The organism is Nonomuraea maheshkhaliensis (assembly GCF_039529435.1).
In the GTDB taxonomy this organism is placed as follows: domain Bacteria; phylum Actinomycetota; class Actinomycetes; order Streptosporangiales; family Streptosporangiaceae; genus Nonomuraea; species Nonomuraea maheshkhaliensis.
On the sequence record NZ_BAAAMU010000066.1, the window covers coordinates 24,255 to 36,046 of the forward strand.

General features: G+C 69.5%; 13 protein-coding genes and 1 tRNA gene. 8 read left to right on the forward strand and 6 right to left on the reverse strand.

What is annotated here, in order from left to right:
- The first annotated feature begins 75 nt into the window (after positions 1–75).
- From ABFX54_RS34620 to ABFX54_RS34630, 3 genes are all read left to right on the forward strand, one after another.
- Positions 76–465: a PPOX class F420-dependent oxidoreductase gene (locus ABFX54_RS34620; RefSeq protein WP_346110843.1), complete on the forward strand. Its 390-nt coding sequence runs from the start codon at positions 76–78 to the stop codon at positions 463–465.
- Between the two features lie 65 nt (positions 466–530).
- Positions 531–1,715, forward strand: a complete 1,185-nt coding sequence (locus tag ABFX54_RS34625; RefSeq protein ID WP_346110844.1) for a sensor histidine kinase — start codon at positions 531–533, stop codon at positions 1,713–1,715.
- Positions 1,716–1,853: 138 nt separating this feature from the next.
- A complete protein-coding gene (locus ABFX54_RS34630; protein ID WP_346110885.1) occupies positions 1,854–2,504 on the forward strand; it encodes a response regulator in 651 nt (216 codons plus the stop codon).
- A 166-nt stretch (positions 2,505–2,670) separates the two neighbouring features.
- Here the strand turns inward: ABFX54_RS34630 and secY are convergent, their stop codons facing one another.
- Complete coding sequence (gene secY, locus ABFX54_RS34635) at positions 2,671–3,960, reverse strand: preprotein translocase subunit SecY (RefSeq protein WP_346110845.1); 1,290 nt, start codon at positions 3,958–3,960, stop codon at positions 2,671–2,673.
- A 110-nt stretch (positions 3,961–4,070) separates the two neighbouring features.
- Here secY and ABFX54_RS34640 point away from each other — a divergent pair, with 110 nt between their 5' ends.
- A complete protein-coding gene (locus tag ABFX54_RS34640; RefSeq protein ID WP_346110846.1) occupies positions 4,071–4,655 on the forward strand; it encodes a P-loop nucleotide/nucleoside kinase family protein in 585 nt (194 codons plus the stop codon).
- 57 nt (positions 4,656–4,712) lie between these two features.
- Here ABFX54_RS34640 and ABFX54_RS34645 read toward each other — a convergent pair whose 3' ends face one another.
- The 3 genes from ABFX54_RS34645 to ABFX54_RS34655 all read right to left on the reverse strand — a co-directional run bounded on the left by ABFX54_RS34645 (position 4,713) and on the right by ABFX54_RS34655 (position 6,127).
- Positions 4,713–5,492: a putative hydro-lyase gene (locus ABFX54_RS34645; RefSeq protein WP_346110847.1), complete on the reverse strand. Its 780-nt coding sequence runs from the start codon at positions 5,490–5,492 to the stop codon at positions 4,713–4,715.
- A gap of 93 nt (positions 5,493–5,585) precedes the next feature.
- Entirely contained in the window at positions 5,586–5,906 is a 321-nt protein-coding gene (locus ABFX54_RS34650) for a hypothetical protein (RefSeq protein WP_346110848.1), read from the reverse strand.
- Complete coding sequence (locus tag ABFX54_RS34655) at positions 5,903–6,127, reverse strand: DUF6158 family protein (protein WP_106242362.1); 225 nt, start codon at positions 6,125–6,127, stop codon at positions 5,903–5,905. Before ABFX54_RS34655 ends, ABFX54_RS34650 begins: the two co-directional genes overlap by 4 nt.
- A 96-nt stretch (positions 6,128–6,223) precedes the next feature.
- Here ABFX54_RS34655 and ABFX54_RS34660 point away from each other — a divergent pair, with 96 nt between their 5' ends.
- Positions 6,224–7,156: a LysR family transcriptional regulator gene (locus ABFX54_RS34660; protein ID WP_346110850.1), complete on the forward strand. Its 933-nt coding sequence runs from the start codon at positions 6,224–6,226 to the stop codon at positions 7,154–7,156.
- A 394-nt stretch (positions 7,157–7,550) separates the two neighbouring features.
- Positions 7,551–7,624: transfer RNA gene (locus ABFX54_RS34665), tRNA-Ile, on the forward strand.
- Positions 7,625–7,651: 27 nt separating this feature from the next.
- On the opposite strand, the gene ABFX54_RS34670 is transcribed toward ABFX54_RS34665, so the two are convergent.
- The gene (locus ABFX54_RS34670) at positions 7,652–9,271 is read right to left on the reverse strand and encodes a tyrosine-type recombinase/integrase (RefSeq protein ID WP_346110851.1); all 1,620 of its coding nucleotides are present in this window, start codon (positions 9,269–9,271) and stop codon (positions 7,652–7,654) included.
- 7 nt (positions 9,272–9,278) lie between these two features.
- Positions 9,279–10,316 (reverse strand): helix-turn-helix domain-containing protein, encoded by a 1,038-nt coding sequence (locus ABFX54_RS34675; protein ID WP_346110853.1) that lies wholly within the window; start codon positions 10,314–10,316, stop codon positions 9,279–9,281.
- Between the two features lie 172 nt (positions 10,317–10,488).
- Between ABFX54_RS34675 and ABFX54_RS34680 the strand changes: the two genes are divergently transcribed.
- Complete coding sequence (locus tag ABFX54_RS34680; RefSeq protein ID WP_346110855.1) at positions 10,489–10,743, forward strand: DNA-binding protein; 255 nt, start codon at positions 10,489–10,491, stop codon at positions 10,741–10,743.
- Positions 10,744–10,867: 124 nt separating this feature from the next.
- A complete protein-coding gene (locus ABFX54_RS34685; protein WP_346110857.1) occupies positions 10,868–11,740 on the forward strand; it encodes a hypothetical protein in 873 nt (290 codons plus the stop codon).
- Positions 11,741–11,792: the final 52 nt, after the last annotated feature.

Consider the following 11,792-nt stretch of genomic DNA (forward strand, 5'->3'; position numbering starts at 1 on the left):
GACCGGCCGAGAGCCTTTTCCGCCCCTCGTGATCACCTTGACCTCCACTGAGGTCAAGGTTGCACACTGAGGCTCATGACCTTCACAACCACGGAACTCGACTATCTCGCGACCCAGCGACTCGGCCGCCTGGCCACGGTGACACCCGGCGGGCAGACGCAGAACAACCCGGTGGGCTTCTTCCTGGACGCCGGAAGCGGCACGATCGTCATCGGCGGGCACGCCATGGGGAAGTCGAGAAAGTTCAGGAACGTCCAGCAGGGCAGCACGGTCGCACTCGTGGTGGACGACCTGGCCTCCGTCGACCCGTGGGTGGCGCGGGGCATCGAGATCCGGGGGACGGCGGTGGCGCTGACGGACGCCGAGCCGCCGGTCCCGTTCTTCTCCCGGGAGATCATCCGCATCACCCCCACCAAGATCATCTCGTGGGGCCTGGACGGGCCGCGGGAGAGCCGGACGGTGTGAAAGCTCGCTAGGATCGGGACTACACGAGCCTGAGTCGGGGCCGCAGGAGCCTGAGCGGGTGGGGGATGGCGACCGAGGAGACGCGAGGGGACGCGCGCCCGCGCCGACCACTCACCGGCTGGTCACGCCTACGCCGCTCCCCCACGACCCTCCTGCGCCCACGCCGGCCATCCACCGACTCGCCCGCTGACGCGTCCGGCCCGAGCCCGCGCCGGTCGTCCGCCGCTCTGTCGGGGCTGAGCCGGCTGGGCGACGTACCGGTCGTGGTGATGCTGGCGTGGGCCGGATGGCTGGCGGTGCCGTGGTCGTTCAGCGGCCTCGCCCAGGCCCGCGCGGCCGCCGCGGCCGCCGCCGCGAGCACCGAACCACCCCGCCTCCACTCCTCAACCACCACCACGGACGCCGAGCCACCGAGCCGCCATTCCCGTGCCACGGACCGCCCGCGCTCCCCCGCCACGGCGACCGCGCATCATCCAGCACTCGCCGAGCCGTCACGGGCGGCATGGGGTATCTCGAACGTCAGCAAATCCCGATTCGCCACCATTCGCCCAGGGCAACCCGACACGACCCCGCACCTCGGCAGCCCGGCGGCACCACCGGCACAGCCGCAGGCGGATGACGCATCGGCCCAGGTGGACGTGGTGGCGCTGGAGCGGGCGAGGATCGCCGGCGAGGTGCACGACGTGGCCGGACACGGGCTCGCCGCCATCGCCATGCAGGCCGGCATCGCACTCGTCGTCCTCGACGAAGACCCCGAACAGGCCAGGGCCTCACTGCAGGCGATCAGACAGACCAGCACGACGGCTCTCGCGCAGTTGCGGGCGGCGCTCGACGGCATCGACCCACCGGACGGCGACCTGGCCGCACTCATCGACGGCGTCCGGGCGGCGGGACTGCCGGTGGACGTCGAACCCGCCACCCTCATCGATCCCGCCGCCCTGACCGATCCCGCCGTTCTCACCGTCCCCTACCACCTCCGGGAGACCGTCTATCGGGTGGTGCGCGAGTCGCTCACCAACGTGCTGCGCCACGCCGGCCCGACCAGAGCCCTCGTCCGCGCGACCGAGGACCGGCAGGACTTCGTCCTGGAGGTGGCCGACCGAGGCGCCGGCCACGCGGGAGCCCCCGAAGGGCGGGGCTTGGCGGGAATGCGCGCCCGAGTCACCGAGGCAGGCGGCCACCTCACGACCGGCCCCCGGGAAGGCGGCGGCTTCCAGGTCGTAGCCCGATTCCCGCAGGTGAGGGCATGACCGACGCCCCCAGGACCCGCACCGACGACCCCGCCCCGCAGATGGGCGAAGGCATGATCGACGCCAGCGGCGCCGCCCGGGCGGACAGGTGAAGGTGTGACCGGCACCGGCGACACCTCCCACCAGGCGGACAAGGACGTGATCAGGGTCGCCATCGCCGACGATCAGGCGGTCGTCCGGATGGGGCTGCGGGCGCTGCTGGAGCGGGAGCCCGGCATGGAATACGCCGGGGAGGCCGGCGACGGGCAGGCCGCACTCGCGCTGCTGCGCCGGGCCCGCCCCGACGTCCTGCTGCTCGACATCCGCATGCCCGGCATGGACGGCCTGGCCGCCCTGCGCGCCATCGCCGCCGACCCCGACCTGCGCGCCACCAGGATCGTCGTGGTGACGACGTTCGCCGTGGACGAGTACGTCTTCGCCGCCCTCCAGGCCGGGGCCAGCGGCTTCCTGCTGAAGGACAGCGACCCCGCGGAGCTGGTCAACGCCGTACGCGTGGTGGCCGCCGGCGAGGCACTGCTGTCACCCGCCATCACGCGGAAGGTGATCGGCCTGTTCGGAAGGGCAGGCGCGGAACCGGTCGAGGGGTTGGAGACGCTGACGCCTCGGGAGCGGGAGATGGTGGCGTGGGTGGCCACCGGCCGTTCGAACGACGAGATCGCCGCCGAGCTGACGATCAGCCCCGACACCGTACGCACCCACGTCAGCCGCGCCCAGGTGAAACTGCACGCCAGGGACCGCGCCCAGCTCGTGGTGTTCGCCATACGAGCCGGCCTCGCCCTCCCCACCTGACCCCCGCCCACACCCCACCTGCCCCGGCCACACCCCAGCCCACCTGACCGGCTCCTTCCCCCCCGGCCGCACCCCCTCAACCGGCCGAGCCCCACCCACCTGAGCCGATCGAGCCCACCTGCCCTCACCCCCGCGCACCAGCCTCCTCATCCCCTCCCACATCCGGTTATTTCAGGAACCCCTCGTAGTTGCGCTGCTGAAGCTGGGATTCGACCTGCTTCACCGTGTCCAGCCCCACCCCCACCATGATCAGCACACTCGTCCCCCCGAACGGAAAGTTCTGCTGCGTCCCCGGATCCCGCAGGATCGCGAACGCCACCAGCGGCAACAACGCCAACACCCCCAGATACAAGGCCCCAGGCGCGGTCAACCGCGACAGCACGTACGCCAGATACTCCGCCGTCGGCCGCCCAGGCCGGATCCCCGGCACGAACCCCCCGTACCGCCGGATGTTGTCCGCCACCTCCACCGGATTGAACGTGATCGCCACGTAGAAGTACGCGAAAGCCGCGATGAGCAGCACGTACACGGTCATGTAGAGCGGATGCGACCCGGCGGTCAGGTTGAGCTCCACCCACGCCCGCGCCTCCGCCCCGAGCAGCGGCGCGGCGAGCGTCGGCAGGTACAGCAGGGACGAGGTGAAGATGACCGGGACGATTCCCGCCTGATTCACCTTCATCGGGATGTACGTGCCCCGCCCCCCGTACATCCGCCGCCCCACCATCCGCTTGGCGTAACTCACCGGGACCCGCCGCTGCGCCTGCTCGACGAACACCACGGCCGCCACCAGGCAGAGCCCGGACCCGACCATCACCGCGAAGCTGAACGGGCTGAGCACGAAGATCTTCGACATGTACGCCGGAAAAACCGCCACGACCTGGGTGAACATCAGCAGCGACATGCCGTTCCCGATCCCGCGTTCGGTGATCAGCTCGCCCAGCCACATGACTGCACAGGTCCCGGCCACCATCGTCAGCACGATCACCGCCACGGCGAACAGCCCGTCGTCCCGCAGCAGCGGCCGGGCGCAGCCGGGCAGGAGCTGCCCCGCGCGGGCCAGCGCGACGACCGTGCCGGCGTTGAGCACGGCCAGGCCGACGGTCAGGTAGCGGGTGTACTCGGTGATCTTGGCCTGCCCGCGCGAGCCCTCCTTCCTGAGCGCGTCCAGGCGAGGCACCACGACGGCGAGGAGCTGCATGACGATGCTGGCGGTGATGTACGGCATGACGCCGAGCGCGAACACCGACAGGTGCAGCATGGCGCCTCCGCTGAGCAGCTGCACCATGTCGAACAGCCCGCCGGAGGCCGATCCCACGCACTCGCGCACGGCCACCACGTCGACACCCGGCGCGGGCATCACCTGCCCCAGCCGGAACAGCCCGATGAGTGCGAGCGTGAACAGCAGTTTCCCGCGCAGTTCCGGCACCCGGAACGCCCTGGTCAAGACGGTCAGCATGAGCAAGGAGTCTGACCGCCGCGCCGGGCCCGGGTCGTCCGCCGGAACGAGGCACCGGCGTACGCAGATCCGCGTACCCGCATCCGCGCGGCCCGGGCTACGGTGATCGCGTGAGCACTGTGTGGGTGATCAGCGGGCCGCCGGGCGCGGGCAAGTCCACGGTCGCGGCCGAGCTGCTCGCCCGCCTGTCCCCCGTCCCGGCCCTGCTCGACAAGGACACCGTCTACGGCGGCCTGGTGGCGGAGGTGCTGCGCGCCCACGGCCGTCCGGACGGCGAGCGCGAGGGCCCCTGGTACGACGAGCACGTCAAACACCACGAGTACGCGGGGCTGACCGCGATCGCCCGCCAGATCCGCGGCCACGGCTGCCCGGTCGCGCTGGACGGCCCGTTCACCACGCAGGTGCACGACGCGGCCCGGTGGGAGCGGTGGGTGGAGGAGCTGGGCGGGCCGCCCGTCCGGTTGCTGTGGGTTCGTTCCGACGCCGCGATCCTGCGCGAACGCCTGACGGCCAGGGGGTTGAGCAGAGACACGGGCAAACTGTCCGCGTTCGCGGATTATCTGCGCGCCATCCGGGTGGACGAGCCGCCGGTCGTACCGCATCTGGAGATCGACAACCGGCGCGGCGCGCCACCGATCGGGCAGCAGCTCACGGCGGCGGGCATCCCGCCGCGAGCACCTGCGGCGGCCGGGTGAACCGGCCCTGCACCGGCGTACGACGCTCGCCAGCGGCACCTGAGGCGAAATATCGCGCTAAATCACCAAATAGTCATCATCCCGAGCGTCCGTGATCGCCATGTGCCCCGGCAAATGCCCGATCGCGTACTCGACACCGCTGGCCAGCACCGCCGCCTGCGGCGTCACCCCGCACGCCCAGAACAGCGGCACCTCCCCCGCCCGTACCTCCACCGGGTCCCCGTAGTCGGGCTTGCTCAGATCACGGATCCCGATCGCGGCCGGATCGCCCGCGTGCACGGGCGCGCCGTGCACCATCGGATAGCGTCCGCTCACCTCGACCGCGGTCGGCACCAGCGCGCCCGGCACCGGCCGCATCGACACGACCAGCGGGCCCGACAGGCTGCCGGTCGCCTCGCAGGGCAGGCTGGTGACGTACATCGGCACGTTCGTCCCCGCCTCCAGATGCCGCACCGGCACCCCCGCCGCGAGCAGCGCCCGCTCGAAGGTGAAGCTGCAGCCGATGAGGAACGGCACGAGGTCCTCGCGCCACTCCGCCACCACGTCACCGAGGTCGGCCACCGCCACGCCGTCCCGGTAGAGGCGGTAGCCGGGCAGGTCGGTACGCAGATCGCCGGAGAACAGGTCAGTTGACCAGGCCCCCGGTTCCCCCACGTCGAGCACCGGGCACGCCTGGGGGTTGCGATGGGCGAACAGCAGCAGCTCGTACCGCAGCCGCTTCGGCACCGCGATGAGGTTGGCCTGCGCGTAGCCCCGGCACCAGCCGGCGGTGGGCACCCGTTCACCACCGCGGAAGCGCTCCCGCGCCTGCGCCGGGCTCAGTTCGGCGACGTCCACCTTCTTGACATTAAGAGCCCGGCGTACGCCGGTCCACCACCTGGGAGCGGGTCGCGTACCCGTCTTGACGCACGGCTCCAGGCCGACCGGACCCTAGTATTCGACCTCGAACGTGTGATGGCCGAGCGCGTACCCGTCGCCCCGCGGCACCACGTACCCATGCCCGACCAGCCGCTCCAGGCTCTCGCGCACTTCCTCCTCGGTCAGCCCGCAGGCCCGGACCACCGCGCCGAGCTCGGTGCCACCGGACTCCACCACCTGAGACGCCACGGCCTCGTAGACGTGAATGTCCACATCCGACAGCGCCTGCACGTCGTGACCCTGCACATCATGACCCTGCACGTCGCGGTCCTGCTGGATGTCGCGGTCCTGCTGGATGTCACGGCCCCGCACATCACGAGCCTTGCCCATCATCGCTGCCTCGCTCCCTCCCTCAGCCGCGCGGGGTCGACCTCGCGATCCGGAACGCGGCGCAGGTATTCGGCTTCGAGCTCGTTCGTCCGCGACGTGTGGTGGGCCAGCGCGTCGTCCGAACCGTGGAAAAAGGTATCGCTCCGCGTGGCGTGCAACTGGCGCAGCTCACGCAGCAGATCATCGTCGCTGAGCTGGGCCGGATCTATTCCCATCGTCGTCATGGGCTCCCCCTACCCCAGGAAGCTCCGAACAATATCTGTCACATTTCCTGACATAGAGGCATTGTCTGTAAGACATCGCCGCCTTACCTTCCCGTTATGGACCTCGAGCTCAGGCACCTCAGGATCGTCCGCGCGGTCGCGGACGCGGGAAGTGTGAGCAAGGCCGCGTCCCTGCTCGGGCTGGCACAACCGGCCTTAACCGCACAGCTCAAGCGCATCGAGAGGCTGCTCGGCGGCACCCTCTTCGAACGCGACCGCCACGGCGCCAGGCCCACCCGCCTCGGCGAACTCGTGCTCGCCAGGGCGCGCGTGCTCCTCCCCGCCGCCAAGGAGCTGCAGGAGGAAGCCGTACGCTTCGCGCACGCCCCCTCTCCCGGCTTCCGCATAGGCGCCACCAACGGGCCGATACTCGGCGGCCTCGTCGACCGGCTCGCCACGGAGCGCAAGGTCAGCACGTACACCTCCTGGTCGGCCCGCGAACTCAACGGCATGGTCGAAATGGGCCGCCTCGACTACGTACTGACCGGCGCCTGCGGCGACTCCGGCACCCCCACCGGCACCCTGCTGTGGGAGACGATCAGCCTCGACCCGGTCTTCTGCCTGGTCCGAGACGCCCATCCGGTGGCCAGGGAGAAGGAGGTCGAACTGGCCGACCTCGCCGACGAACAGTGGGCGGTGACACCCGGCGACGGCTGCTTCGCCGACTGCTTCGCGATGGCCTGCGCCCGATCCGGCTTCACCCCGGGCACCATCTACGAGACCGACGTACCGACCTGCGTCCACCTCGCCCAGGTCGGCCGCGCCGTCGTCCTCTGCCAGGCCACCCACCAGGCGGCCCCCGGCCTCACCATGATCCCTTTGGCCGGCGCCCCGCTCCGCTGGCGCCAACTCCTCGGCCGCCACCCCACCGCCCCCGAAGCCGCCTGGGTCGTCGCCCAGGCCAAACAGGCCCACATGGACGCCGTACGCCGCAGCCCGGTCTACTCGGACTGGCTGGTCCGCAACCCCGGCTACGGCACCGCCCCCTGACCCTCCACCCCCGCAGCACCATTCCCCCACCCCTGCCCACGCACCCACCCACCGCGTCACCTACACCCGCACGTACCACCTTCGCTTCCCCCTTCACCTGCATCGGAACCAGCACCGGAACCGGCACGCACACCCTGGGCCCGAACCGCCCCATAGCCCCACTTTCGCGGCGGGTGCGAGCCGCGCCCCCGTACTCGCCGCCCCTCCCCGACCCGCCCCCGCAGCTCCCGGCCCCCGACTATGATCGACTTACGCTCCACCGACGGCGACAGACGTGGAATGATGTCGGCGGAGACCTGTCACCCATCCAGCGGGCGCCGCTATCGCATCCGATGCTCTAGCCTTAGCTTGCGCGGGGTGGCATGATCCTCTCGTCGCCGTACAACTCAATCCAGGGGCGGTAGCTCAGCCGGTCAGAGCATCGGACTCATAATCCGTGGGTCGTGGGTTCAAGTCCCACCCGCCCTACCTTTCCACCTGGTGCTCTACCTGCGGCTACCTTGATCCCGTCGAGTCCGCAGGGCGATGGTTCCCCGCTTGGGAGACCGAGGGGAGACCGCCAGTCTCGGACGCCCCCGTCACTACGACAGCCCGGGGCACCAGGGCAGCACTCGCTTCGGCCGCTTCCCGCGCCACCTCCGGCAGAACCGTCGTGTAAAGATCGGCCGTGATCGAGATGCTCGAGTGCCGCAGCATCGCCGATGTCGTCTTCATGTCGTTGCCGGCCGCCAGGGAGAGTGTCGCCGCGCCATGGCGAAGATCGTGCAGCCGGATCGGCGGCAGACCGGCCGCGAACGTCAACCGCTCGAAATGCTCGCTGACCCAGTCAGGCGTCAACTCACTCCCGTCCACTTTGGTGAAGATCCGCCCACTGTCGATCCACGCCGACCCCGCCGCCAGCCGCTCCGCCTCCTGACGCGTCCTGTGCGCCCGAAGGGCGGCCACCGTTCCCGAGTCCAGCGCAACCACCGCGTCCGACGACTCCGTCTTGGGCGAGCCCTCCTTCACCTGCCGCCCCACGTTGTTGAGTTGTCTGGCCGTGGCCAGCAGCCCCCCATCCAGCTCGGCATCGACCCAGCGCGCCCCGCACGCCTCACCCCGGCGCAGCCCCCGGAAAGCGATCAGGTGGTACAGGGCGTACAACCTGTCAGCCGCCGCGTGATCAAGAAACACCCCAAGCTGCGCCGGCGTCCACACCATGACGGGCGACGGCCGCGGCGTCGCCAGCCACACCTTGAACCTTTCCAACGGCTTCTTCGGCTGAACCTCGGCCGACCGCTCGGCTGCCAGCCTCTCGTCGAAAGCGGCCTCGAAAGCGTCCACTCGCGCCTTCGTCCAGACCACCCCCTTGGCCTTCTTCCCAGAGTCCAGCTTCACCAGCTCCGCGGCGTTGAAAGTGACCACGTGCTCCCGTTGCGCCGAGGCCAGCACCGTGCGAAGCGTCGCCCGGATCCGCTGCTTGGTCACCGGCCCGGTGGGCCGCTTGCCCCGTACCGACGCCCGCACCTCGGGGTCATCGGACGCACGGGCGGCGAGCAACTCCTCGTTCTTACGGTCGATCTCGGTGAAGACCCCCTCGACCACAGGCACGAACAACCGGTCCATGCGCACGCCGGCCAGGACAGCGCGAATATGGGTCTCCCAATGGGAGATGTAGCCGATCAGCGTACTTTCCCGAATGTCCCCGAGCCGACGGCGACGCTCCACCCAGGTATCCCAATACTCCCCGAACGTGATCGACTGCAACGACTGCCCGGCCTTGTACTTTCGGTGCAGCTCCTCGTACTCCGGCAGCGGCGCCTGTCTCTTGTGCGCCGCCCGGATCATGTCGAGGATTTCCATACGAGCCTCATGCCCCTCCGGACCCGCGTCCGGAATATCGAGCAGGCGGCCGGCGGCCTGATACCAGGCGATCAGATCCGCCTCAGTGGCGAACCCGCCGCAACGCAGATAGATGCGCTTGCCGTCGGGGCCCGCGGGAATCTCCTCCTTGCCGCACCACGTCCCATGGTGAGGATTCCAGGAGCCATCCTTACGCCGCAGTTTTGGGCATTTCGCGCCGAGTTCACGACCGTTCTCGCGGCACCTGCACCGCTTGAACCCGTTGCCCGTCATCAATAGCTCACCTCATTCCTGATTCGCGATACATGTCACCGAGGTCCTTCGCATCCCGGTAATCCTCCACGCTCACGCCCAGGTCGCCGGCGGATCGCGCCTGCCGCTCCTGGGACTCATGAGTTTCCCCGCGTAGCCCGATGCGGGCGGCCAGGCTTTCGAGGTACTCGTGCCGATTCTTGGGCTCGCGGGCGGTGATCTCTTGCAGGCGTCGATCGATCTCCGTCACCACTTCATCGACGGGGTGTGCCGTGCCGCGGGCGTAGGAGTCGATGAGGGGTATGGCGACTTCCAGCAGGTCGGCGCGGATCAGTGTCTGGGCGAAGTGATCGACCAGGTCCGGGACCACTCGTACGGGGGCGCCGGGGATGCGTGAGGCGAACAGTTCCCGTGCTCGCAGAAGGTCGGCCACCACGCTGCGGCGTCGGCGGACGTCGTCCGTGGGCGGCGTCATGTCGCGGCCGGTCCCGAGGGTCTGCAACGTCCTTTCGAGCTTGTAGTAGGCGGCTGTCGCGTCACGCCAGGACGGCAGGTCGCGCCACACCTTGATCGCCTCGCTCGCCTGATCCACGCCGACTCTGCGCTGGGCGAGGAACTCCCGGTAGAAAGCGCGGTTGTCCTGTTGGCTGAGGCGGTGACGCAGCCGCGCCCAGGCCAGGAGGAACTGTGCGTGCTGAGCCTTGGCCTTGCGCCCCTCATGGGTGACGGTTCGGCTGAGCTCGTGCAGGTCTCGTCCTTCGGCCGCCTCAGGGGGAAGGGGTAGTTCCTCCAAGGGGATGCCGAACACACGGGCCATCGCGATCGCCTCGTCCACGCTGATCACGCGGCGACTCCCGTCGGGCTTGGGATTGACGATCTTCGAGATCGCCGACTGGTGTGTCGGACATCCGGCATTCGTCAGCTCTTGGGCCATGCGTTCTTGCGACCAGCCGCGCCGGCGCATCTCCCAGGCCACCCGCATGGCGACGTTTTCCTCGCTCAGCGTGCGGGAGGCGGGGGAGCCAGGCGAGTCCTGCTCGGCGTTGCCGGATGTTGCGTCACGCATCGGCCATCTCCATATCCATCCGAATGGGATGGGACATTACAAGCGTTTGGGTTGATTGTCCATCATTGATCATGCCATCCTGACCGCGAGCACGCTTCCATCCCATTGTGATGACACCGCCCGGTACTCCTGCTACGAGCCCGGGCGGGCTCTCTTCAGAAAGGCGCGCCCCATGGCTCAAGCCCTGACCACCAAGGAACTACTCGCGCTTCCCGCTACCGTCGACCTCCCCACCGCGGGGAAGGCCTTCGGCATCGGTCGTACGAAGTCGCATGAACTCGCCAGAAACGGCCAGTTCCCCTGCCGCGTCCTGCGCGTCGGCAACACCTATCGCGTCGGTCGCGCCGACATCCTGCGCTGTCTCAACATCGACGACCCAGCTCTCACCTCGGCATCCACCCTCGAGGCGATCGACATCGCGTCCTGACCGCCAATCAACCCCTACAGCCCCACGTCCAGCCACAACGAGCAGAATCGGGTGATCTGGTGCAGGCCGTCCCCATCACTCGCCTCAACCAGCCACGTGCCGGCACACAGCACGGAGCGACCCCATGACCGCTCCCTTCGCGCTGATCCTCCAGGCGCTCTACGACAAGACCGGATACGCGCCCCGCGGTTCAGCCACGCAGAAGAGCGCCCGGTGTCCCGCCCACGATGACCGGCACCCGTCTCTCTCGGTCGGCGTGACCCCGGACGGCGTGGTCATGCTCACCTGCCACGGCGGCGCACGATGCTCCGTGCAGGACGTCATGGCAGCCCTCGATCTGCCCATGACCGCGTTATGGCCGGCAGACGAGCGGAAGACTCGCTGCCGGCTCAAGCCCACCGCCGACCGTTGGATGCCGTGCGGGCACGATCGCGTGGCCGACTACCGCTACACCGACGAGCACGGGCACCTCCTCTACGGGGTCTCCCGCTGTAACCGCAAGGGCAACGGCTGCCAGGGCTTCCGGCAATGGCGGCCCGATTCCTCCGCTCGTTCCGGCCGCCGCTGGAGCCTGCACGGCCCTGACGGCAGCCTGGCCGTACGTCTCGTGCCCTATCGCCTGCCCGAGGTCATCACCGCCGTCCGCGAGCAGCGCGTCATCATGATCCCTGAGGGAGAGAAGGACGTCGAAACCCTGCGCGCCCGGCCCGGCATCACCGCCACCTGCAACGCGATGGGCGCCGGCAAATGGCGGCCCGACTTCGCCCGCTACTTCCACGGTGCCGACGTCTCCATCATCGCCGACCGCAACCAGGCCGGCCGCCGCCACGCCGAAGCCGTCGTGGCCAACCTGCTCCCGGTCGCGCGCTCCATCTACGTGCTACAGGCCCGCCATGGCGTGGACGCCCACGACCACCTCACCAGCGGAGGCACTACCGGCGACTTCCTCCCGGTCTGGGCTCCCAAGCCGTTCCCACGCGAGGAGATCCGCCGGTGACCACGGAGCCGAACTGGGCCCCCGACATCCCCAAGCCCGGCGCGCCCCACAG